The 21,505-nt window shown below is 66.4% G+C and carries 20 protein-coding genes and 1 tRNA gene; 12 read left to right on the top strand and 9 right to left on the bottom strand.

The annotated features are described in order from the left end of the window. Positions 1-42 precede the first annotated feature (42 nt). On the bottom strand, positions 43-939 hold the full coding sequence (gene bufB, locus GPA27_RS24200) for an MNIO family bufferin maturase (protein ID WP_169142997.1): 897 nt from the start codon (positions 937-939) through the stop codon (positions 43-45). Positions 940-969: 30 nt separating this feature from the next. Further along, positions 970-1,278 (bottom strand): BufA1 family periplasmic bufferin-type metallophore, encoded by a 309-nt coding sequence (locus tag GPA27_RS24195; RefSeq protein ID WP_169142996.1) that lies wholly within the window; start codon positions 1,276-1,278, stop codon positions 970-972. Positions 1,279-1,551: 273 nt separating this feature from the next. On the opposite strand from GPA27_RS24195, the gene GPA27_RS24190 reads away from it, so the two are divergent. Continuing rightward, a complete protein-coding gene (locus tag GPA27_RS24190) occupies positions 1,552-2,748 on the top strand; it encodes an amino acid aminotransferase (RefSeq protein ID WP_169142995.1) in 1,197 nt (398 codons plus the stop codon). Positions 2,749-2,827: 79 nt separating this feature from the next. Here the strand turns inward: GPA27_RS24190 and GPA27_RS24185 are convergent, their stop codons facing one another. After that, positions 2,828-4,051, bottom strand: a complete 1,224-nt coding sequence (locus tag GPA27_RS24185; protein ID WP_169142994.1) for a CaiB/BaiF CoA transferase family protein — start codon at positions 4,049-4,051, stop codon at positions 2,828-2,830. A 506-nt stretch (positions 4,052-4,557) separates the two neighbouring features. On the opposite strand from GPA27_RS24185, the gene groES reads away from it, so the two are divergent. The 11 genes from groES (at position 4,558) to grxD (ending at position 15,257) form a co-directional block, all read left to right on the top strand. Continuing rightward, positions 4,558-4,848 carry a co-chaperone GroES gene (gene groES, locus GPA27_RS24180; protein WP_004311482.1) on the top strand — a complete coding sequence of 97 codons (291 nt, stop codon included), beginning with the start codon at positions 4,558-4,560 and terminating at the stop codon, positions 4,846-4,848. 45 nt (positions 4,849-4,893) lie between these two features. After that, positions 4,894-6,549: a chaperonin GroEL gene (gene groL, locus GPA27_RS24175; RefSeq protein WP_169142993.1), complete on the top strand. Its 1,656-nt coding sequence runs from the start codon at positions 4,894-4,896 to the stop codon at positions 6,547-6,549. Between the two features lie 311 nt (positions 6,550-6,860). Next, a complete protein-coding gene (locus tag GPA27_RS24170; protein ID WP_169142992.1) occupies positions 6,861-7,547 on the top strand; it encodes a response regulator transcription factor in 687 nt (228 codons plus the stop codon). After that, positions 7,522-9,003, top strand: coding sequence for a sensor histidine kinase (locus GPA27_RS24165; RefSeq protein ID WP_169142991.1), 1,482 nt, complete (start codon positions 7,522-7,524; stop codon positions 9,001-9,003). Before GPA27_RS24170 ends, GPA27_RS24165 begins: the two co-directional genes overlap by 26 nt. Positions 9,004-9,131: 128 nt before the next feature. Then, entirely contained in the window at positions 9,132-9,440 is a 309-nt protein-coding gene (locus GPA27_RS24160) for a DUF485 domain-containing protein (protein WP_169142990.1), read from the top strand. Beyond that, positions 9,437-11,152: a cation acetate symporter gene (locus GPA27_RS24155; protein ID WP_169142989.1), complete on the top strand. Its 1,716-nt coding sequence runs from the start codon at positions 9,437-9,439 to the stop codon at positions 11,150-11,152. Before GPA27_RS24160 ends, GPA27_RS24155 begins: the two co-directional genes overlap by 4 nt. A 156-nt stretch (positions 11,153-11,308) precedes the next feature. After that, a tRNA-Phe gene (locus tag GPA27_RS24150) sits at positions 11,309-11,384 on the top strand. Positions 11,385-11,529: 145 nt separating this feature from the next. Continuing rightward, positions 11,530-12,783 (top strand): glutamyl-tRNA reductase, encoded by a 1,254-nt coding sequence (gene hemA, locus GPA27_RS24145; protein ID WP_169142988.1) that lies wholly within the window; start codon positions 11,530-11,532, stop codon positions 12,781-12,783. Between the two features lie 59 nt (positions 12,784-12,842). Then, complete coding sequence (gene prfA, locus GPA27_RS24140; protein ID WP_169142987.1) at positions 12,843-13,922, top strand: peptide chain release factor 1; 1,080 nt, start codon at positions 12,843-12,845, stop codon at positions 13,920-13,922. Positions 13,923-13,973: 51 nt separating this feature from the next. Next, positions 13,974-14,828, top strand: a complete 855-nt coding sequence (gene prmC / locus GPA27_RS24135) for a peptide chain release factor N(5)-glutamine methyltransferase (RefSeq protein ID WP_169142986.1) — start codon at positions 13,974-13,976, stop codon at positions 14,826-14,828. Between the two features lie 108 nt (positions 14,829-14,936). Further along, positions 14,937-15,257 (top strand): Grx4 family monothiol glutaredoxin, encoded by a 321-nt coding sequence (gene grxD / locus GPA27_RS24130; protein ID WP_169142985.1) that lies wholly within the window; start codon positions 14,937-14,939, stop codon positions 15,255-15,257. A 43-nt stretch (positions 15,258-15,300) separates the two neighbouring features. Here the strand turns inward: grxD and GPA27_RS24125 are convergent, their stop codons facing one another. The 6 genes from GPA27_RS24125 to argH all read right to left on the bottom strand — a co-directional run bounded on the left by GPA27_RS24125 (position 15,301) and on the right by argH (position 21,416). Next, positions 15,301-16,398, bottom strand: a complete 1,098-nt coding sequence (locus GPA27_RS24125; protein WP_169142984.1) for a nucleotidyltransferase domain-containing protein — start codon at positions 16,396-16,398, stop codon at positions 15,301-15,303. Positions 16,399-16,402: 4 nt separating this feature from the next. Beyond that, positions 16,403-17,269 (bottom strand): HprK-related kinase A, encoded by an 867-nt coding sequence (locus GPA27_RS24120; protein ID WP_169142983.1) that lies wholly within the window; start codon positions 17,267-17,269, stop codon positions 16,403-16,405. 36 nt (positions 17,270-17,305) lie between these two features. After that, on the bottom strand, positions 17,306-17,617 hold the full coding sequence (locus GPA27_RS24115; protein ID WP_169142982.1) for a hypothetical protein: 312 nt from the start codon (positions 17,615-17,617) through the stop codon (positions 17,306-17,308). 12 nt (positions 17,618-17,629) lie between these two features. Continuing rightward, the gene (locus GPA27_RS24110; RefSeq protein ID WP_169142981.1) at positions 17,630-18,436 is read right to left on the bottom strand and encodes a hypothetical protein; all 807 of its coding nucleotides are present in this window, start codon (positions 18,434-18,436) and stop codon (positions 17,630-17,632) included. 267 nt (positions 18,437-18,703) lie between these two features. Beyond that, on the bottom strand, positions 18,704-19,984 hold the full coding sequence (locus tag GPA27_RS24105; protein ID WP_169142980.1) for a serine/threonine protein kinase: 1,281 nt from the start codon (positions 19,982-19,984) through the stop codon (positions 18,704-18,706). A 13-nt stretch (positions 19,985-19,997) separates the two neighbouring features. Beyond that, positions 19,998-21,416 (bottom strand): argininosuccinate lyase, encoded by a 1,419-nt coding sequence (argH, locus tag GPA27_RS24100; protein WP_169142979.1) that lies wholly within the window; start codon positions 21,414-21,416, stop codon positions 19,998-20,000. Positions 21,417-21,505 lie beyond the last annotated feature (89 nt).

Below are 21,505 nucleotides of genomic sequence, written 5' to 3'. Positions count from 1 at the left end.
GGGCCGGGTCGAGCAGTGCCGCGGCGAATTCCTCGTGCGCGTTCATGCGGCCAGCTCCGGGCATCGTGCGGCGCTCGCGATACCCAGCCGGCGCTCGGCCTGCTTCGCCTCGGCGAGCAGCACCGCGAAGGGCGGGATGTCGTTGTCGCGCTCGATCAAGGTCGGCTGCGCGCCGACCCGTGCCAGCGCCGCGTCGTACAGGTCCCACACCGCCTGCGCGACCGGCGAACCGTGGCTGTCGATCAGGAGCGGCGCACCATCGGCGTCCTGCTGCGTCGCGAAGCCCGCGAGGTGGATCTCGCCGACTGCGTGGAGCGGCAGCGCGTCGAGGCCGGCGAGCGCATCGCGGCCATGATTCGCGCAGGCCACGTAGAGGTTGTTCACGTCGAGCAGCAGGCCGCAGCCGGTGCGCCGCACCACCTCGGCGATGAAATCGCCCTCCGCCCAGGTCGACGCGGCGAACTCGATGTAGGTCGCCGGGTTTTCCAGCAGCATGCGGCGCCCGAGGCGCGATTGCACCGTGTCGATGTGCCCGCACACGCGCCGCAGTGTCTCGCTGGTGTAGGGCACGGGCAGCAGGTCGTTCAGGAACACGCCGCCGTGGCTCGACCACGCGAGATGTTCCGAGAACGATTGCGGCTCGTAGCGCCGCAGCAGCGCCGCGAGGCGTTCCAGATGTGCGCCGTCGAGCGGCCCCGGGCCGCCGATCGACAGGCCGACGCCGTGCAGCGACAGCGGGTAGTGCTCGCGGATGCGCGTCAGCGCGTGATGGAAGGGACCGCCCGGCACCATGTAGTTCTCCGCATGCACCTCGAAGAACCCGAGCCCGGGCCGTGTCGCGAGGACTTCCCCGAAGTGCGCGGGCTTCAGGCCCAGGCCCGCGCGCGCGGGCAGGGTGTCGGCCCGCGCGGGCGAAGGAAGTGCGTTGATGGTCGTCATGCCGGGCGCTCCGCTGTCATCCGGCCGCGATCAGGCCTTCTTTTCCTTGAAGGCCATCAGCTGGCCGAAGCCGCTCGGCGAGGTCTGCGACATCGTCTTCTCGCACGTGCCCTTCGGCACCAGCGACCAGGCATTGCCCTGGTGATCCATCTTCGACGTGCCGGCGCAGCTCGTGCCGGGACCGGCAGCGCAGTCGTTCTTCCCTTTCATCGCGACGCCGAAGCACTTTTCCTTGTCGGCGGGCGGATCGGCCGCGAGCGCGGACGACATCGACAGCGCGGAGCCCAGCGCGAGGGCGAGGGCGGCGGCGGAAACCTTGCGGACGGTTGTGGCGGACATGCTTGTCTCCTTGGTTCGGTTGGGAAACACGCCGATCGATGAATCGTCGTGTTGCCTGTGTAGTCGCGCGACCCCGTCCGCTTCTTACACTGTCGCGAAAAAACTTTCGGCCGACGAGTCTCCGCGCGAAGGTTCTCCGCAGCATCCGCCGATGCGTGCCGCGCAGATCTGATCGGATACACTCCCGTAATCGCTGCCCGCGCGTGCCGTGTCGCTTTGCCGGCGCCGCGAGCGACCGTTCAACCCGCCCGATCACCGTGGAGCCGCTTGCCCATGTTCGAACACGTCGACGCCTATCCCGGCGACCCCATCCTCACCCTCGTCGAAACCTTCATGCAGGATCCGCGTGCGCAGAAGGTCAATCTCGGCATCGGCCTGTACTACGACGAGGAAGGCCGCATCCCGCTGCTCGGCTCGGTGCGCAAGGCCGAGGTTGCGCTCGCCGCGACGCCGCTGCCGCGCTCCTACCTGCCGATGGAAGGCGCCGCCGACTACCGCGCCGCCGTGCAGCGCCTGCTGTTCGGCCCGGAGCACGCCGCGCTCAAGGCCGGGCGCATCGCCACGATCCAGACCATCGGCGGCTCGGGCGCGCTCAAGGTCGGCGCCGACCTGCTGAAGCGCTACTTCCCCGCCAGCGAGGTGTGGGTCAGCGACCCGACCTGGGACAACCACCGCTCGATCTTCGAGGGCGCCGGCATCGCCGTGCACGACTACCCCTATTACGACGCGGCCACCGGCGGCGTGCGCTTCGCCGACATGCTCGCGACGCTGAAGACCCTGCCGGCACGCGCGATCGTGCTGCTGCACCCGTGCTGCCACAACCCGACCGGCGTCGACCTGTCGCAGGAGCAGTGGCGCGAAGTCATCGCCGTCGCGAAGGAGCGCAATCTCATCCCCTTCCTCGACATCGCCTACCAGGGGTTCGGCGACAGCCTCGACGACGACGCCTTCGCCATCCGCGCGCTCGCGGATGCGGGCGTGAGCTTCCTCGTCAGCAACTCGTTCTCGAAGAACCTCTCGTTCTACGGCGAGCGCTGCGGCGGCCTCTCCATCGTGTGCAAGGACGCCGAGGAAGCCTCGCGCGTGCTCGGGCAGATGAAATTCACCGTGCGCCGCAACTACTCCAGCCCCCCCTTCCATGGCGGACGCGTCACCGCGATGGTGATGGACGACCCGGCGCTGTACGGTGAATGGACCGGCGAAGTCGACGCGATGCGTGACCGCATCCGTGCGATGCGCCGCAAGCTCCACGAAGTGATCAGCGCGCGCGTGCCCGGGCGCGACTTCAGCTACTTCATCAAGCAGCGCGGCATGTTCAGCTACACCGGCCTGAGCCCCGCGCAGGTCGACCGCCTGCGCGAGGAATTCGCCGTGTATCTCGTGCGCTCCGGGCGCATGTGCGTCGCCGGACTCAACACCCGCAACGTCGAGTACGTCGCCGAAGCGATGGCTGCGGTCCTCAAGGACTGAGGCCGCGCCGCCTCCCCCGGTCCGCCGGGGGAGCGCAGCGGGCAGGCGCGGCCGGCCAGGCCGGCCGTTGCGCGGGCTGTCAGAGCACGCCGCCGGCGCGCAGGCGCGCGATCTCCCCGTCCGTCAGGCCCAGCGCTTCGCTCAGGACTGCGTCCGTATGCTCGCCGAGCGCCGGCGGCGGAAGGCGGTAATCCGGCGGCGTCGCCGACAGCTTCATCGGGTTCGCCACGAGCGGTACCGTGCCCGCGACCGGGTGCGGAATCGTCACCTGCAGGCCGCGCGCAAGCACCTGCGGGTCGGCGAAGACGTCGGCCAGCGTATTGATCGGGCCGCAGGGCACGGCCAGGGACTCCAGCGCCGCGATCCACTCCGCCGTACTGCGCAGCACCGTGAGCTGCTTCAGCAGCGGGATCAGCGTGGCGCGGTGCCTGACGCGCTCCGCGTTGGTCGCAAAACGCGGGTCGGCGGCGAGTTCCAGGCGCCCCGCTTCGGCGCAGAAGCGCGCGAACTGCCCGTCGTTGCCGATCGCCAGGATCATGTAGCCGTCGGCGGTGGGGAAGTCCTGATACGGCACGATGTTCGGATGCGCATTGCCCAGCCGTCCGGGCGAGCGGCCGGTGGCGAGATAGTTGGCCGCCTGGTTGGCAAGGCAGGCGACCTGCACGTCGAGCAAGGCGAGGTCGATGTACTGTCCCTCGCCGCTCCTGTCGCGCCACGCCAGCGCGGCGAGGATCGCGTTCGCCGCATACAGCCCGGTGAGAATGTCGGTCAACGCCACGCCGGCCTTCATCGGCCCGCCGCCTTCCTCGCCGTCGGGGCGCCCGGTGATGCTCATCAGGCCGCCCAGTCCCTGGATCAGGAAGTCGTAGCCGGCGCGCGGCGCGTACGGACCCTCCTGGCCGAAGCCGGTCACGGAGCAGTACACCAGGCGGGGATTGACCGCCTTGAGCGATGCGTAATCGAGCCCGTACTGTTCGAGGCCACCGACCTTGAAGTTCTCCAGCACGACGTCAGCCCCAGCCGCGAGCCGCTTCACGAGATCCTGGCCCTCGGCACGGGTGATGTCGATCGTGACCGAACGCTTGTTGCGGTTGGCGCACAGGTAGTACGCGGCGACGTCGGTGTCGGCGCCGTGCTCGTCCTTCAGCCACGGCGGTCCCCAGCCGCGAGTGTCGTCACCCGTGCCGGGGCGCTCGACCTTGATCACGTCTGCGCCCAGGTCGGCGAGCATCTGGCTGCACCACGGGCCTGCCAGGATGCGCGAAAGATCCAGTACGCGGATGTGCGAAAGAGCGCTTGCCATGGGGCCTCGACCTGCGGAAAGCCTCCGGCCGATGCCGCGGCCGGGAGGTGTCTTGTGAAAAATGTGAACTGCAGCGGCAAGGGCAGGGCATGGTTCGGCCGCGTGCCGGCGCTCGGGCCTCGACGGACGTTCCTCTTGGCGCGCCTTGCGTCGGTGATTTGCCCCAGGTTGATGCTATGCAACGTGGCGACTGGGTGCAAACGACATCTTCGCAGGGACTTGTGCGTCCTTGTCACTTCGTCGGTGCGTGCCGCTCGGGCGCTTGCGTTGCATTCGTCGGTGTGGCGACTGTGCGGCCTTGCCGACGCAGGGACGCCGCATCGCGGAAGGTCCGGAATCGGGCGATGAACATTTCTCACTGCCCTGCACTTGAAATCCCAAAAGTGCGTCCCTATTATTAGCACTCGTTGGCAGTGAGTGCTAACGGCCCGGGCAGCCCCCGTGGCCACAGCGAATTTTCCGAACGGGCCATGCCCGTGCTCGATGTGATAACAAGGAGTGACTCAATGAAAATCCGTCCCTTGCATGATCGTGTGATCGTCAAGCGCCTCGAAGCCGAACGCAAGACCGCCAGCGGCATCGTCATCCCCGACTCGGCCGGCGAGAAGCCCGATCAGGGCGAAGTGCTGGCCGTCGGCAACGGCAAGATCCTCGACGACGGCAAGGTTCGCCCGATGGCCGTCAAGGTCGGCGACAAGGTCCTGTTCGGCAAGTACGCCGGCCAGACCGTCAAGGTCGAAGGCGACGAACTGCTCGTCATGCGCGAAGAAGACATCATGGGCGTGGTCGAGGCCTGAGCCTCCCGTTCCGCCCCGTCAAACGAATTCCAGGAGCAATGAAGAATGGCAGCTAAAGAAGTCAAGTTCGGTGATTCCGCCCGTGCGCGTATGGTCGAAGGCGTCAACATCCTGGCCGACGCGGTCAAGGTGACCCTGGGCCCGAAGGGCCGCAACGTCGTGCTCGAGCGCTCGTTCGGCGCCCCGACGGTGACCAAGGACGGCGTGTCGGTCGCCAAGGAAATCGAACTGAAGGACAAGTTCGCCAACATGGGCGCGCAGATGGTCAAGGAAGTCGCTTCCAAGACCTCCGACATCGCCGGTGACGGCACCACCACCGCCACCGTGCTGGCCCAGTCGATCGTCCGCGAAGGCATGAAGTACGTCGCCGCCGGCATGAACCCGATGGACCTCAAGCGCGGCATCGACAAGGCCGTCATCGCCACCATCGAAGAGCTGAAGAAGATCTCGAAGCCCTGCACGACCAACAAGGAAATCGCCCAGGTCGGTTCGATCTCCGCGAACTCCGACATCGATATCGGCGACATCATCGCCCGCGCGATGGACAAGGTCGGCAAGGAAGGCGTCATCACCGTCGAAGACGGCAAGTCGCTGCAGAACGAACTGGACGTCGTCGAAGGCATGCAGTTCGACCGCGGCTACCTGTCGCCGTACTTCATCAACAACCCGGACAAGCAGGTCGCGATCCTCGAGAACCCGTTCATCCTGCTGTTCGACAAGAAGATCTCCAACATCCGTGACCTGCTGCCGGTGCTCGAGCAAGTCGCCAAGGCCGGCCGTCCGCTGCTGATCATCGCCGAAGACGTCGAAGGCGAAGCGCTGGCGACCCTGGTCGTCAACAACATCCGCGGCATCCTCAAGACCTGCGCCGTCAAGGCCCCGGGCTTCGGCGACCGTCGCAAGGCCATGCTCGAAGACATCGCCGTCCTGACCGGCGGCCAGGTCATCGCCGAAGAAGTCGGCCTGACCCTCGAGAAGGCAGCCCTGACCGACCTCGGCCAGGCGAAGCGCATCGAGATCGGCAAGGAAAACACCATCCTCATCGACGGCGCCGGCCAGGCCGACCGCATCGAAGCCCGCGTCAAGCAGATCCGCGTGCAGATCGAGGAAGCCACCTCCGACTACGACCGCGAGAAGCTGCAGGAGCGCGTCGCCAAGCTCGCCGGCGGCGTTGCGGTGATCAAGGTCGGTGCCGCGACCGAAGTCGAAATGAAGGAAAAGAAGGCACGTGTCGAAGACGCGCTGCACGCCACCCGTGCTGCCGTTGAAGAAGGCATCGTCCCCGGCGGCGGCGTCGCGCTGCTGCGTGCCCGTTCCAACCTGACCAACCTCAAGGGCGACAACCACGACCAGGACGCCGGCATCAAGATCGTGCTGCGCGCGATGGAGCAGCCCCTGCGCGAGATCGTCGCCAACGCCGGTGACGAGCCGTCAGTGGTGGTGAACCGTGTCGTGGAAGGTACCGGCAACTTCGGCTACAACGCCGCCACCGGCGAGTACGGCGACATGGTCGAGATGGGCGTGCTGGATCCGACCAAGGTCGAGCGCACCGCGCTGCAGAACGCCGCTTCGGTTGCCGGCCTGATGCTCACCACCGACTGCATGGTCGGCGAGCTGCAGGAAGACAAGCCTTCGATGGGCGGCGGCATGGGCGGTATGGGTGGCATGGGCGGCATGGGCGGCATGGACATGGGCATGTAATGCCTGTCTGAGGCCTGCCTCACGCTTCCGGGCATTCGTGCCCGGCACAACGGCCCCGCTTCGGCGGGGCCGTTGTGCATTCTGGCGGATGCCATGTGCACAGGAACGGGCCTCGATGCGCGATCGCGCTCGAAGCGTGTGATAATCGGGGGGACGGACAAAAAAGGCGGTCGGGAGTTTCCGGCGAAGTCAGCCGAAAGCTCCCGGGAGCGGGCGCGCTGGCGGCGCGGCCATTCCTCTGACCGGGTAAAGGAGAACAGCGGGTGTAAATCTAGGCGCGCCCGCTTACATGTAACTTACATCCTGATTCCATGCGGATTCTGCTTGCGGAAGATGATTCTGTCATTGCTGACGGCTTGTGCCGTGCGCTCAGGCGTGGCGGTTTTGCAGTCGATCACGTAGCTTCCGGCACCGAGGCCGATACCGCATTGGCATCGCAGCCCTACGATCTGGTGATCCTCGACCTGGGCCTGCCGCGCCTGCCCGGAATCGAGGTCCTGAAGCGCCTGCGGGCGCGCAAGTCGACCATCCCGGTCCTGATCCTCACCGCCCAGGACGGCGTCGAGGATCGCGTGCGCGGCCTCGATGCCGGCGCCGACGACTACCTCACGAAACCCTTCGCGCTGCCTGAACTGGAGGCACGCGTGCGCGCGCTCACCCGTCGCGGCACCGGCCAGGCGCGCTGCATCGAGGTCGGCAGCCTCTCCTACGACCAGGCCGACCACGTCGTGAAGATCAATGGCCAGGTGGTCGAATTCTCTGCGCGCGAGATCGGCCTGCTGGAAGTGTTCGTCCTGCGGGTGGGGCGCCTCGTCAGCAAGGATCAGCTCGTCGATCATCTGTGCGGCTGGGGCGAGGAAGTCTCCAGCAACGCGATCGAGGTGTACGTCCACCGCCTGCGCAAGAAGCTCGAGGACAGCGGCGTACGCATCGTGACGGTGCGCGGCCTGGGCTACTGCCTGGAAACGGTGGATGCTGGCCAGGCGGCGAAAGCCTGACAAGACGGCGGCGGGCGGACGCCCGTCGGCGCAGCCGAACTCCCTGTTCGGCGAGATCCTCGACTGGATGCTCGCGCCGCTGCTGTTCCTGTGGCCGATCTCCATCATCGTCACGCACAACGTCGCCGACAACATCGCCAACCAGCCCTATGACCGCGCGCTCGCCGACAGCGTGCGCGCCCTGGCACGCCTGGTCTCGGTGGAGGAGGGCAAGGTCGCGGTGCATTTCCCCGCGCCGCCGCGGGCGCTGTTCCGGGCGGATCAGGACGACGTCGTCTACTACCAGGTCGCGCACGAGAGCGGCGACGTCGTCACCGGCGACCGCGAAATCGGCTGGACCCCCGCGCCGCCCATCCTGATTCCCGAGGACGTGCTCTACCGCGACGACGTCATTCATGGCGAGGAGGTGCGCGTCGCCTACCAGTTCCTGCGCCCCTGGCCGGAGCCTGCCAGCCCGCTGGTGCTCGTGCAGGTCGCAGAGACGCGCAACAAGCGCAGCGACCTCGCCTCGCGCGTTGTCACCGGCGTGTTGTTGCCGCAGTTCGCCATCATCCCGCTCGCGGTCGTGCTGGTGTGGGTGGGGCTCACGCGCGGCATCGCGCCGCTCAACCGCCTGCAGAGCCTCATTCGCCGTCGCCGTCCCACGGACCTGTCGCCGATCGCGGCCGCGAGTGTTCCCGAGGAAGTGCGCCCGCTGATCGTCGCCTTCAACGACATGATGGCCCGGCTGGAGGAGAACCTGCAGGCCCAGCAGCGCTTCATCGCCGATGCCGCGCACCAGATGCGCACCCCCCTCACGGGCCTGCGCATGCAGACCGAGCTCGCCCTGCAGGAACCGGATCCCGTCGCGCTGCGCGAGTCGCTGTCGCGCATCGCCCAGAGCACGGAGCGCGCGAGCCACCTCATCAACCAGCTGCTGTCGCTCGCGCGCGCCGAGGCGAGCTTCGAAAAGCTCTATGCGGTGGAGTCCATGGACCTGCGCGTGCTGGTGCGCGATGTCGCGCTCGACCTCTTTCCGCGTGCTCAGGCGAAGAATATCGACCTCGGCGTGGAGGGCGGGGCGGAGCCCCTGACGGTCGAGGGCAACCCCGTGCTGCTGCGCGAGATGATCAAGAACCTCGTCGACAACGCGATCAAGTACACGCCCGCGGGCGGGAGCGTCACGGCGCGCACGCGTTACGCCGGTGCGCCGATCCTGGAAGTCGAGGATACCGGCGTCGGCATTCCCGAGGCCGACCGCGAGCGCGTGTTCGAGCGCTTTTACCGCGTGCTCGGCAGCGGCGAGGACGGCTCCGGTCTGGGGCTGCCGATCGTGCGCGAGATTGCCGAACTGCATCGTGCGACCGTCACCCTCAATCCCAATCCCGCCGGGCGGGGGACGATGGTGCAGGTCGTCTTCCCGCGCGGCCATGTCCCGCCGCCGATCCAGGTGTACGGTGATTTCCCGCTCGGCTAGACGGGAAGGGGGGCCTTGAGGTCCGAGGCACTCCTGTAAGCGCGCGTAAGGGCGACGTAAGTCTCCCGATTTAAGGTTGCGGCAACCGGAGAAAAATCCCGGCTGACCACCGCTTTAAGGAGGGAGACATGCAAAACGATATGGTGACAAGAATCGTCGCCAACCCGAAGTACCAGAAGCTCGTGAGCACCCGCTCGTCGTTCGGCTGGATTCTGACGGCGATCATGATGATCGTGTACTACGGCTATATCGCGGTCATCGCGTTCAACAAGGGCCTGTTCGCACAGCGCCTCGGCGACGGCGTCATGACCGTGGGTATTCCCGTCGGTCTCGGCGTGATCGTGTTTACGATCATCATCACCGGCATCTACGTCCGTCGCGCGAACTCCGAGTTCGATGCGCTGACTCAGGATATCGTCAAGGAGAGCAGCAAATGAGCGGCCGCTTCATGAAATTCGGCGGCGGGCTCGCGCTCGCCCTGGTAGCGGGCGCCGCACTGGCGGCGGGCGCTGACCTTGGTCAGGCTGAGAAGCAGGCGACCAACTGGACCGCGATCCTCATGTTCGGGGTCTTCGTGGCCGGCACGCTGTGGATCACCAAGTGGGCTGCAGCCAAGACCAAGTCGGCGGCCGACTTCTACACTGCCGGCGGCGGCATCACCGGTTTCCAGAACGGCCTGGCGATCGCCGGCGACTACATGTCGGCCGCGTCCTTCCTCGGTATTTCGGCTGCGGTCATGGCCAACGGCTACGACGGCCTGATCTACTCGATCGGCTTCCTCGTCGGCTGGCCCGTGATCACCTTCCTGATGGCTGAGCGCCTGCGTAACCTCGGCAAGTTCACCTTCGCCGACGTGGCCGCGTACCGCTTCAAGCAGACCCCGATTCGCGCCTTTGCGGCGTCGGGTACGCTGGTCGTCGTGGCGTTCTACCTGATCGCGCAGATGGTCGGCGCCGGCCAGCTGATCAAGCTGCTGTTCGGCCTCGAGTACTGGATGGCGGTCGTCATCGTCGGTGCGCTGATGATGGTGTACGTCTTGTTCGGCGGTATGACCGCAACCACCTGGGTGCAGATCATCAAGGCCTGCCTGCTGCTTGCCGGCGCGTCCTTCATGGCCTTCATGGTGTTGCTGGCCTATGGTTTCTCGCCGGAAGCGCTGTTCGCCGACGCCGTGCGCGTCAAGGCCGGTGTGGCCGCCGCTGCAGGCAAGACCCCCGAAGAGGCCGGCATTCTCGGTCAGGCGATCATGGGACCGGGTTCCTTCATCAAGGATCCGATCTCCGCGATCTCCTTCGGTATGGCGCTGATGTTCGGTACCGCAGGCCTGCCGCACATCCTGATGCGCTTCTTCACCGTGCCGGACGCCAAGGAAGCACGCAAGTCGGTGTTCTGGGCGACCACCTGGATCGGCTACTTCTACATCCTCACCTTCATCATCGGCTTCGGCGCGATCGTGCTGGTCTCGACCAACCCGCAGTTCCTCGATGCGAAGGGCCTGATCGGCGGCAGCAACATGGCCGCTATCCACCTCGCCAACGCGGTCGGTGGCAACGTGTTCCTCGGCTTCATCTCCGCGGTGGCGTTCGCAACGATCCTGGCGGTGGTTGCCGGCCTCACGCTGTCGGGCGCTTCGGCGGTGTCGCACGACCTCTACGCCACGGTGTTCAAGCACGGCAATGCCGACTCGGCGTCCGAACTGCGCGTCTCGCGCATGACGACGGTCGCGCTGGGCATCATCGCGGTCGTCCTCGGCATCGCGTTCGAGAAGCAGAACATCGCGTTCATGGTGTCCCTGGCCTTCGCGATCGCTGCTTCGGCCAACTTCCCGGTGCTGTTCATGTCGGTGCTGTGGAAGGACTGCACGACCCGCGGCGCGTGCTGGGGCGGTTTCCTCGGCCTGATCACTGCGGTGGTGCTGACGGTCGTGTCGCCGTCGGTGTGGGAGGCTACGCTCGGCAATCCGAAGGGTTCGGCGCTGTTCCCCTACACCTCGCCGGCGCTCTTCTCGATGGCCGCGGGCTTCATCGGCATCTGGCTGTTCTCGATCCTCGACAACAGCGCGCGTGCCAAGGAAGACCGTGCGGGCTACCTCGCGCAGAAGGTGCGTTCGGAAACCGGCATCGGAGCGGAAGGCGCCTCCGGCCACTAAGACCCGCGACGCCACCGGCCTGCGGGTCGGTGGCCGGGCGAATGATTCGGGGCAGCCACGGCTGCCCCATCTTTTTTGCGTAATGGCGATATTTCAGCGTCGTGGCCAAAATATGTTTGACACCTCGCCGAGAGCCGCTATAATGCGCGCTTCACCGGCCAGGTAGCTCAGTTGGTAGAGCAGCGGATTGAAAATCCGCGTGTCGGCGGTTCGATTCCGTCCCTGGCCACCAGTATCAGAAAACGGGCCGGTTCAATCCGGCCCGTTTTCGTTTACGTTGCGATATCTGCAACAGAAACGTCTGATTCCGCGCAATATTGCAGCGATTTTCGCGGTGCTATAATCCGCCGGATTAAGCTCTCCATTTGCGACCGCGCATGCAACTTTATGCTCTTGGCTTGAATCATCACACCGCCCCGCTCAGCATTCGGGAGCGGGTGGCGTTCCAGCCTGAGCGGCTGGACGATGCCCTGCACGACTTGACGCATGCGCGCACGGTGCGTGAGGCCGCGATCCTGTCGACCTGCAACCGCACCGAGCTTTACTTCGCCACCGAGCAGCCGCAGCACGCGGCCGACTGGCTGGCGCGCTTCCACCAGATGTCCCTGAAGGAAGTGTCGCCCTACCTCTACACGTATCCGCAGCGCGACGCGATCCGCCACGTGTTCCGCGTCGCCAGCGGCCTCGACTCGATGGTGCTGGGCGAGCCGCAGATCCTCGGTCAGGTCAAGGACGCCGTGCGACGGGCCGAAGAAGCGGGGACGATGGGTACCCTGCTGCACAAGCTGTTCCAGAACACCTTCGCGGTTGCCAAGGAAGTGCGCTCGACGACCGCGATCGGCGCCAACATCGTGTCGATGGCGGCGGCGGCGGTGCATCTGTCCGAGCGCATCTTCGAGCGCATTGCCGACCAGCGCGTGCTGTTCATCGGTGCGGGCGAGATGATCGAGCTGTGCGCCGCGCATTTCGCCGGGGCGACCCCCAAGGAAATGGTCGTCGCCAACCGTACCGAGGCGCGTGCCCAGGTGGTCGCGAGCCGCTTCGGCGCCCAGGTGATGCGGCTGGACGCGATCGGCGATGTGCTGCCGCAGTTCGACGTCGTGGTGTCCTGTACGGCGAGTCCGTTGCCCATCGTCGGCCTGGGCATGGTCGAGCGCGCCATCAAGGCGCGCCGGCACAAGCCGATGGTGATGGTCGACCTCGCCGTGCCGCGCGACATCGAAGCCGAGGTCGGGGCGCTGGACGACGTCTTCCTGTACACGGTCGACGACCTTGCCCAGGTCGTCGATGCCGGCCTCGAGTCGCGTCAGCAGGCGGTGATCGAGGCCGAGGAGATCATCAATACGCGCGTGGATGGTTTCCTGCACTGGATGCAGGCGCGCGACGCCGTGCCGACGATCAAGGCGTTGCGCCAGCACGCCGAGATGGTGCGCGCCGTCGAACTCGAGCGCGCAAGCAAGCTGCTCGCGAAGGGCGAGGATCCGCACAAGGTTCTCGATGCCCTGAGCCAAGGCCTGATCAACAAGCTGATGCACGGCCCGACCCGCTTTCTCAACCAGTCCGAGGGTGAGCAGCAGGCCGAGGCCGCGCGCGTGGTGCAGCAGCTCTTCAACCTCAATTCGCACGACTAGGCGAGCGCGCGCCCGTAGTGGGCGCGCCAGCCGCCGTCGTGCTCCCCTCCCGGTTCCCGATGAAGCAGAGCATCCGCGAAAAGCTCGATTTCCTGAGCAGTCGACTGGCCGAATTGGACCGCGAACTCGCCTCCGAGGATGCCGCGCGCGACATGGACGCTTTCCGCGCGCTCGGGCGCGAGCGCTCGGAGATCGAGCCTGTCGTGGCCCTGTACGAGGCATGGCGCGGGACCGAGAGCGATGCGGCGGGTGCGCGCGAGATGCTCGCTGACGCGGAGATGCGCGAACTGGCCGAGATGGAGCTGGCGGTCTGTGCGGAGCGCATCGCAGCGCTGGAGGACGAACTGCAGCGCGCGCTGTTGCCGCGCGACCCCGACGACGAGCGCAACCTGTTCCTCGAGATCCGCGCCGGGACCGGCGGCGACGAGGCGGCACTGTTCGCCGGCGACCTGCTGCGCATGTATACGCGCTACGCCGAACGGCAGCGCTGGAAGGTCGAGATCGTGTCGGCGAGTGAATCGGATCTCGGCGGCTACAAGGAAGTCATCGTGCGCGTGGTCGGCGCGGGCGCGTATTCGAGACTGAAGTTCGAATCCGGCGGGCATCGCGTGCAGCGGGTGCCGGCGACGGAGACGCAGGGGCGCATCCACACGTCCGCCTGCACGGTCGCGGTGATGCCCGAGGCCGACGAGCTTGCGGCCGTCAACATCAACCCGGCGGACCTGCGCATCGACACCTTCCGTGCGAGCGGGGCGGGGGGCCAGCATATCAACAAAACCGATTCGGCGGTGCGTATCACCCATCTGCCCACGGGCATCGTCGTCGAATGCCAGGACGACCGTTCGCAGCACCGCAACAAGGCGCAGGCGATGTCGGTACTGGCCGCACGTATCCACGACATGCAGCTGCGCGAGCAGCAGGCCCGCGAGGCCGCGACGCGCAAGAGTCTCGTTGGCAGCGGCGACCGTTCGGAGCGCATCCGCACCTACAACTTCCCGCAGGGCCGCGTCACCGACCACCGCATCAACCTCACGTTGTACAAGCTCGACGCGGTGATGGAGGGCGAGCTCGACGAGCTGATCGGCGCGCTCACCGCGGAACATCAGGCCGAACTGCTGGCGGCGCTCGCCGGTGAGTGAGATGACCGTGCTGCCGCACTTGCCGATTTCGCCCCGGCGGAGGAGGCGCTGATGGATACGCCCGACGCGGCACCGGACATCGCCGGCGCCCTCAACTGGGCACGTGCCCGCATTGCCGTCGTCGATGCGCGGGTCCTGCTGCGTCATGTGCTGCAGTGTTCGGCGGCGCGCCTGGCGGCCTACCCGGAGGCGCGGCTGGACGAGCGCGAATGGACCGAGTTCCGCAGCCTGGTCGAGCGCCGCGAGGCCGGCGAACCGGTGGCCTACCTGATCGGCGAGCGCGAGTTCTACGGGCACCCCTTCATGGTCGGCCCGGCGGTGCTGATCCCGCGACCGGACACCGAGCTGCTGATCGAACTGGCGCTGGCGCATTTCGGCGACAAGCCGCGCACGCGGGTGCTCGATCTCGGCACGGGCAGCGGTGCGCTGGCTGTGACGCTGGCGCTCGAGCTGCCCGACGCCGACGTGACGGCGGTGGATCGTTCGCGCGAGGCCTTGCTGGTCGCGATGGCCAATGCCGCGCGCCTCAAGGCGAGCGTTTCCTTCGTGCTCGGCGACTGGTTTTCGCAGCTGGGAGGCGACCGCTACCAGCTGATCGTGGCCAACCCGCCGTATGTTGCGGCGGGCGACCCGCATCTGAGCGAGGGCGACGTGCGCTTCGAACCGGGGACCGCGCTGGCCGCGGGGCCGCAGGGCCTGGACGACCTCGCCGCCATCGCCGCGCAGGCGCCGCGCCACCTGGAGCCCGGCGGCTGGCTCTTCATGGAGCATGGTTACGACCAGGCGGCGGCCGTGCGCGGCCTGCTCACCGACGCGGGATTCTCGTCGATCACGTCATGGAAGGACCTCGGCGGCATCGAACGCGTGTCGGGCGGCCAGTGGCTGGGGCGCGGCGAGCCGCGCTGAACGGCGGCTGCGGTTTGGCCTCAGCTTGGCCTCGGTTTGGCTGTTGACGGCCGGAGCCGCAATCCCTAGAATTTCCCGAGTTAATTACTCAACTTTTGGAACGGCAACATGGACATCCAGAACGTCATCCGCGAGCAGGTCACCAACAACCCGGTCGTGCTCTACATGAAGGGCACGCCGCAGTTTCCGATGTGCGGCTTTTCCGCGACGGCGGTGCAGATCCTCAAGAACCTGGGCGTGACCGATCTGTTCTCGGTGAACGTGCTCGAGAACGAAGACATCCGCAACGGCATCAAGGAATACGCCAACTGGCCGACGATTCCGCAGCTCTACATCAAGGGCGAGTTCGTCGGTGGCTGCGACATCATGCGCGAGATGTACGAGAACGGCGAACTGAAGACGATGCTCGGCGAAGCCGGCGTCAAGTAATCCGCTTCGTCCGGTGCGGCGTCCGGCCGCGCAGGGATCGAGATCAGGCCCGCCCTTCGACGGCGGGCTCGTCTTTTTTGAGCCGCACGATCGACTTGTGCGCGAGGTGGCGCAGCAGGAGATGCGGCGGCATCCGCAGCCAATGGGCGCGAACGTAGATCGCGAAGCGGGCGAGCGTCGCTGCGGGGCTCTCGGCCGCCTCGTTCTCGGGGCGGATCGCGGTCGTGTACAGCATCGTCAGCAGGCGCGAGGCCGGTCCGCCCGCGGCATTTCGCATGTCCGCAAGCACATGCGGGGGGATCGGGCTGTCGAGCAGATGCGCGGCAAGGTGCAGGCCGAATGCGACCGGCGCGACGACATCGAGCGTGCGTGAGGCGTCGACGACGCGCGGCCAGAAATCCGCTTCACTTGCGCCAGTGCGCAGCAGCCCGTCGATATCGAACAGGTCGCGCAGGCCGTTGTGCAGTTCGCCTTCGTGCAGCAGGTGCACGATGCTGTGGATCAGCAGGTGCTCGGGGCGCGGGATGCGGACCGCCGGCAGGTCGGGCAGCGCGGAGGCCGCCCGGATGATCGTTTCGGCGTCGGGGCTGTGCCGGGAGGTGAGCGGCAGGATCGTGTGATGGACGTCGAGCACGGTGCCGCGCCGCACGTTCACCATCGGTGGCAACTCGTGCATCCACGTGCGGTAATAGCGCTGGTCGTAGGGCGAGGCCTTGGCCGACGTCCAGCCGGCGACCATCAGGCGCAGCTCGACGTCGCCGAGTGCGTTACGCGGCACGAGGATGTCGATGTCGCCGAACAGGCGCCCGCGCCCGACAGGATGGTCGGATACCGCATAGGCAGCCCCTTTCAGCAGCACCACCGGAATGCCGAGCTGGCTAAGCGCGCGCTGCAATCCATGCACTTCCCAGCGCACCGACTGTGTCTGGCGACGGCTGAGCTGTCGCAGCGCCTCCAGATGCCGTGTCGCCTCGGCAGGAACGGTGATGCCTGCAGCGGCGATGCGTTCGGCAAGCAGGCCGGCCAGGTTTGCCGAGCGCGCACCCGCGACCAGTTGCGACCATTCGGAAAGGTCCAGCTGCGTCGCCTGCGTGGGCGTCTTGAGGATGGAAACGAGGCGCTTGCAGGCTGCCGATGTCATCGCGTCACTGCCCGGTGACGTCGCGCACCAGCGCCAGCGCCGTTTCGGTCGAGTCGAAAACGATGTCGAAGCAGCGCGCCTTGTCGAGCATGTCGCACAGTGCGCGAAAGCCGGTTTCACCCATACGGTCGCGGTTGAACGACTGTTCCGCAATGCGCGCGAAGGCCTCGGCGCGACCGATCTCCTCGCAGCAGGGGGCCGACTCCGCGGCGAAGCGGGGAAACACCACCCAGCGACAACGTGCCTGGTGCTCAGCCGCAGCGCGCGAGGCGGAGGGCGGCGCGGCATGGCTGATCGTACCCTTGCGCGTGTCCGTATAGCGCGGGCCGAGCGTCGCGCCGGGAAAGCGCGAAACGATCTCTATCGATTCGTTTTTCAGGCTGATCGGTCGCGGGGTGGGTTGCAGGGTGCCGCAGGCTGGAGCGAGGATTGCGAGTTCGTCGGACAGCAGTCGCCATCCATCGATGAAGGTCAGCGCCGCGCACAGCGTGCTCTTTCCCGCTCCCGGCGAACCGGGCATGACGAGCGCGTCGCCATCCCGTGCGACGACCGCGGCATGCATGACGAGATAGCCGAGCGGGCGCGAGGCGAGGCACCAGTTGAGTCCCCATTCGAACAGCGGCGCGGCTTGGTTGGCGGGTAGCGGCAGGAATGGCTCGACGTGGTCCAGCAGGAAACGCGCTTGCGGGCGCAGCCAGCGCCGCCATCCGGTTCCGCGCTCGATGCGAATGTCGAAATCGATGAACCGCTTCGTCCTTCCGGGCGCTTGCATCGCCTCGGGGTAGAACGTCTCGAGATGCTGGCGCACCGCGCCGAAAGGCGCACGCACGCGCACCGTGACCGGGGCGAGATGTAGGGTGGTGTCGATCAATCCTTTAGCCAGCTCGCAATGCGGAACGCGTTGCGATCAAGTGTGCGCGAGAATCGACAGCTGCACCAGTTCATCGATCACGCGCCGGATCGTCGTTGCGCTGCCGTCGAAGTCTCCGATTTCGTCCCCGTGTGCGACGATGTGAGCGACCAGTGCCTCGACGCTCTGCAGATCTGCCTTGGTCGACAGCCTCACGATCTCGCGTGCGAGCGGCGAGACGATCCAGTAATCGCCGGAGTTGCCGTCGAACAGCACCGTCGCGTGGTCTTCACGCCAGTCCGGCGAGCAGAGGATCGTGCGGCCGGGAAACCCCTGCAGCAAGGCGTCGTCGCGGATTTGCATTTTCACGCCCGGCACGGCTTACTTCTTCTTCTTGCCGGTGCCGATGTTGCCGTCGCTTGAGAGGCTGCTTCCATTGGTTGTGCACACCGCGACCAGGCCGGATGTCAGATCGTAGGTGGTCGTGAGGTAGGCGATGACGTCCGACGTGTTCAATCCCATATCGGTATTGCAGGCCAGGCTCGACGGGCAATACGTGGACGCTCCGCCGCCTTTCAGGGCCTGCCACATTTCCAAGACGTGCCAAGTCTTCACCGGATAGCCCGGGAAAGCGAGGGCATTGAACCACGCGGCCAGCAGGTGGCTCATCAATTCCCCTGACGGGGACGTGAAGAAGTCAGGGAAGGCCAATACCTCCCAGATGCCGGTGTTGCCCGGTGCGCCCGGCAGCACCTGATCCACCGGGGTACCGATCAAGGGATTGCCGGACAGGTCGACGGCAATCACGTTTTTCGGGTCGGCGATGTCGTGCCCCCCGTTGCAACCGGTTGAATCTGTCAGCGTCGTGTTGAAAGTGGGTGCGGTGAATCCGGACGGCCAGGCATTGACCATCTGACCCTGACTGTTCTGCAGCTTCCAGACGGTTGGTGACAGGCCGCCCGTGCAGTTCAGGCCGTCTGCCGGGTGACTCAGGTTGCCGCTCACCAGCGCAGACGGACTCAGACAGGTGCCGCCGAGCGCCGATTTCGCCTGAACGGCCAGCAGAACACCCACTCCGCCAGCGGTCGCCCCGATGAAGCGACGACGAGAACCCGCGGACGGGGACGCCGACCTTCCTTCAGGCTGCCCTGCGAGGTTGCTGTCGCTCGATTCCGGGGTCATCCCCATTTTCTTGATTCCTGATGGCGAGTTTCGACGCTCGTGCCTTGTCGCATTTCTTGGAGCACGATTCGTGCCGAATTTGCGCGTGCTCCAGGGGGCTGATAATTAACGGTTTATTGCGATCCGGTTATGCTGGGTTCGGTGGGGTGTAAATTAATCCGACGTTTGCTCGTCTGACCCGATGCGGCGGAATCTGCTGTCCCTAAGCTAGCCGAGCGGCCCATGCGCCGCAAGCGGAAGGGCCGCGACGTCGTGATCTTCGTCATGCGGGCGCTATACATTGGCGATGCGGGAATTGGCGAGCGACAGGCGTGTTGCCAGCACCGCCAGAAATCCCTGGTAGAAGTGCATGCGCGTCGTCTCGGATGCCCGGTTGAGGGCCTGGGCGTCGATCCGGAGGATTTCGAGCGTGGTGACCGCCTCGACCGAGGCCGAGCGTACCGAGCCGCCGGCTGCAAACAGCGACATCTCGCCGAAGCACTCGCCTTCGCTGAGGAGGTTGAGCAGGCGGCCGCGCTTCTTCACGCGCGCCTCGCCGGCGGCGATGAAACAGAAGTGGTCACCCGGTTCACCTTCGCGGAGTACGACCGTGCCGGGCTGCACCCGGGTCCAGCGCGACAGGCCGATCACTTCCCACAGTTCCACGTCGCTGAAGCTGCGGAAGAAGGTGAGGCGCCGCAGGGTCTGGAATTTTTCCGCGTCGGCAATGGGGGCGTGGATGGACGTCGCGGCGCGATTGCGAAACGCGCAGGCAAGATCGTGCGCGAACTCGGGCCAGTCGTGGTAACGGCGCGCGAGATCCTTCTCGGTCGCGCGCCGCACGATGGCCGCCAGCGCATCGGGAATGTCGGGTCTGATCGAGGTCGCAGGGGGCGCCTCGTCGTGCGCGATGCTGTACAGCAGGCTGAACTGGTTTTCGGCTTCGAACGGCAGGCGGCCGGTGAGCAACTGGTACATCACGACACCGAGCGAATAGATGTCCGTCTGCTGGTCCGGCGGCATTTCGCGCACCTGTTGCGGCGACATGTAGGCGGGCGAACCGACCGAGGCAAGCTGCGTGCGGTCGCTCGCGACGTCGAAGGCGGCGCCGAAGTCGGAAATCTTGATGTCCTGGCCGTCGCGGTCGGTCAGCAGGATGTTTGCCGGCTTGATGTCGCGGTGGGTGATGCCGCGGCGGAATGCGTAGTCGAGCGCACGGGTGCACTTGAAGATGATCTCGATCAGGCGATCGAACGGCAGCAGCGCGTCGGGCGTGCAGAAATCCGCGAGCGTGCCGCCGCCGACGAACTCCATGACGATCCATCCATCCTCGTCGTCGATGTGCGCATCGAAGGTGCGGACGATGTGCGGGTGGATCAGCTTCCCGGCGAGCGCGACCTCGTTCATCAGGAGGTGGCGATAGATGCGTCCGCGTTGCGGATCGCGCAGGATCTCGGGATGGATGCGCTTGATCGCGACCTCGCGCCCGGCGAAGGGGTCCCACGCGAGATGAACGGAACTGGTGGCGCCCGCACCGAGCGGGCGCCTTACTTCGTATCTGCCGATCCGTTCCATCGGCAGCCGCGCGTCAGGCCAGGGTGCTGCGCGCCCGCGCGATCGCGGCGCGGACCTGCTCGGGGGCCGTGCCGCCGACATGCTTGCGCGAGGCGAGCGAGCCTTCGACGGTGAGCACGGCGAAGACGTCGTCCTTCACGCGTTCGGCAGCGCCCGGCACATGCGCCATCGCCGCACGCAACTCGTCGAGCGTGAATTGCGGCAGGTCGCAGCCCTTTACGTCGGCCGCGCGCACCGCGAGCGCGACCGCTTCGTGCGCGTCACGGAAGGGCAGGCCGTTCTTGACCAGGTAGTCGGCGAGGTCCGTCGCGGTCGCATAGCCTTGCTTCAGCGCGTCGCGCATCGCGTCCGCCTTCACGCGGATGCCGGTGATCATGTCGGCGTAGATGCGCAGCGTGTCGATGACCGTGTCGGCGGTGTCGAACAGCGGCTCCTTGTCTTCCTGGTTGTCCTTGTTGTAAGCGAGCGGCTGGCCCTTCATCAGCGTCAGCAGCGCGATCAGGCTGCCGTTGACGCGCCCGGTCTTGCCGCGCACGAGCTCGGGGACGTCCGGGTTCTTCTTCTGCGGCATGATCGAGCTGCCGGTGCAGAAGCGGTCGGCGAGGTCGATGAAGCCGACGCGCGGGCTCATCCACAGGATCAGTTCTTCGGAGAAGCGCGACAGGTGGGTCATCAGCAGCGCCGAGGCGGCGCAGAATTCGATCGCGAAGTCGCGGTCGCTGACGGCGTCGAGCGAGTTGTAGCAGACCTCGTCGAAGCCCAGTTCCTGCGCGACGAACTCGCGGTCGATCGGGTAGCTGGTGCCGGCCAGCGCGGCGCTGCCGAGCGGCAGGCGATTCACGCGCTTGCGGCAGTCCGCGAAGCGTTCGGCGTCGCGGCGGCTCATCTCGTAGTAGGCCATCAGGTGGTGGCCGAAGGTCACCGGCTGCGCGACCTGCAGGTGCGTGAAGCCGGGCATCGCCGTCGCGGCGTTGGCCTCGGCGACGTCGAGCAGGTTCTTCTGGAAGTCGCCGATCAGCGCGATGATCTGGTCGATCGCGTCGCGCAGCCACAGGCGGATGTCGGTCGCGACCTGGTCGTTGCGGCTGCGGCCGGTGTGCAGGCGCTTGCCGGCATCGCCGACCAGCGCGGTGAGGCGCTTCTCGATGTTGAGGTGCACATCCTCGTCGTCGAGGTTCCAGCCGAATTCGCCGCGCTCGATCTCGCCGAGGATCTGCGTCATGCCACGCTCGATGTCGGCGAGGTCCTGCGCGCCGATGATGCCCTGGCGCGCGAGCATCTTCGCGTGCGCGAGCGAGCCGCGGATGTCCTGGCGCGCCATGCGCTGGTCGAAGAACACCGAAGCGGTGTAGCGTTTCACGAGATCCGAGACCGGCTCGGTGAAGCGGCCCGACCAGGCCTTGGCCGGCTGCGAGGAAGTGGTGTCTGTCATAATGTCCGTCAGTGGTATGGCGCGGTCGGAGGCGGCCGTCGCGGGGCGGGGCGCCGGTTGTCGCTGGCGCCGCGCAAACAGGCCAAAAT

The sequence above is a fragment of the Aromatoleum toluolicum genome, from assembly GCF_012911005.2.
In the GTDB taxonomy this organism is placed as follows: Bacteria; Pseudomonadota; Gammaproteobacteria; order Burkholderiales; family Rhodocyclaceae; genus Aromatoleum; species Aromatoleum toluolicum.
The sequence above is the reverse complement of the archived record's forward strand: the minus strand, read 5'-3'. Positions and strand labels throughout refer to the sequence as shown.

Bases quoted from the DNA above. Each gene is read 5' to 3' on its own strand.
- bufB (WP_169142997.1), bottom strand. From the start codon at position 939: ATGACGACCATCAACGCACTTCCTTCGCCCGCGCGGGCCGACACCCTG.
- GPA27_RS24195 (WP_169142996.1), bottom strand. From the start codon at position 1,278: ATGTCCGCCACAACCGTCCGCAAGGTTTCCGCCGCCGCCCTCGCCCTC.
- GPA27_RS24190 (WP_169142995.1), top strand. From the start codon at position 1,552: ATGTTCGAACACGTCGACGCCTATCCCGGCGACCCCATCCTCACCCTC.
- GPA27_RS24185 (WP_169142994.1), bottom strand. From the start codon at position 4,051: ATGGCAAGCGCTCTTTCGCACATCCGCGTACTGGATCTTTCGCGCATC.
- groES (WP_004311482.1), top strand. From the start codon at position 4,558: ATGAAAATCCGTCCCTTGCATGATCGTGTGATCGTCAAGCGCCTCGAA.
- groL (WP_169142993.1), top strand. From the start codon at position 4,894: ATGGCAGCTAAAGAAGTCAAGTTCGGTGATTCCGCCCGTGCGCGTATG.
- GPA27_RS24170 (WP_169142992.1), top strand. From the start codon at position 6,861: ATGCGGATTCTGCTTGCGGAAGATGATTCTGTCATTGCTGACGGCTTG.
- GPA27_RS24165 (WP_169142991.1), top strand. From the start codon at position 7,522: ATGCTGGCCAGGCGGCGAAAGCCTGACAAGACGGCGGCGGGCGGACGC.
- GPA27_RS24160 (WP_169142990.1), top strand. From the start codon at position 9,132: ATGCAAAACGATATGGTGACAAGAATCGTCGCCAACCCGAAGTACCAG.
- GPA27_RS24155 (WP_169142989.1), top strand. From the start codon at position 9,437: ATGAGCGGCCGCTTCATGAAATTCGGCGGCGGGCTCGCGCTCGCCCTG.
- hemA (WP_169142988.1), top strand. From the start codon at position 11,530: ATGCAACTTTATGCTCTTGGCTTGAATCATCACACCGCCCCGCTCAGC.
- prfA (WP_169142987.1), top strand. From the start codon at position 12,843: ATGAAGCAGAGCATCCGCGAAAAGCTCGATTTCCTGAGCAGTCGACTG.
- prmC (WP_169142986.1), top strand. From the start codon at position 13,974: ATGGATACGCCCGACGCGGCACCGGACATCGCCGGCGCCCTCAACTGG.
- grxD (WP_169142985.1), top strand. From the start codon at position 14,937: ATGGACATCCAGAACGTCATCCGCGAGCAGGTCACCAACAACCCGGTC.
- GPA27_RS24125 (WP_169142984.1), bottom strand. From the start codon at position 16,398: ATGACATCGGCAGCCTGCAAGCGCCTCGTTTCCATCCTCAAGACGCCC.
- GPA27_RS24110 (WP_169142981.1), bottom strand. From the start codon at position 18,436: ATGGGGATGACCCCGGAATCGAGCGACAGCAACCTCGCAGGGCAGCCT.
- GPA27_RS24105 (WP_169142980.1), bottom strand. From the start codon at position 19,984: ATGGAACGGATCGGCAGATACGAAGTAAGGCGCCCGCTCGGTGCGGGC.
- argH (WP_169142979.1), bottom strand. From the start codon at position 21,416: ATGACAGACACCACTTCCTCGCAGCCGGCCAAGGCCTGGTCGGGCCGC.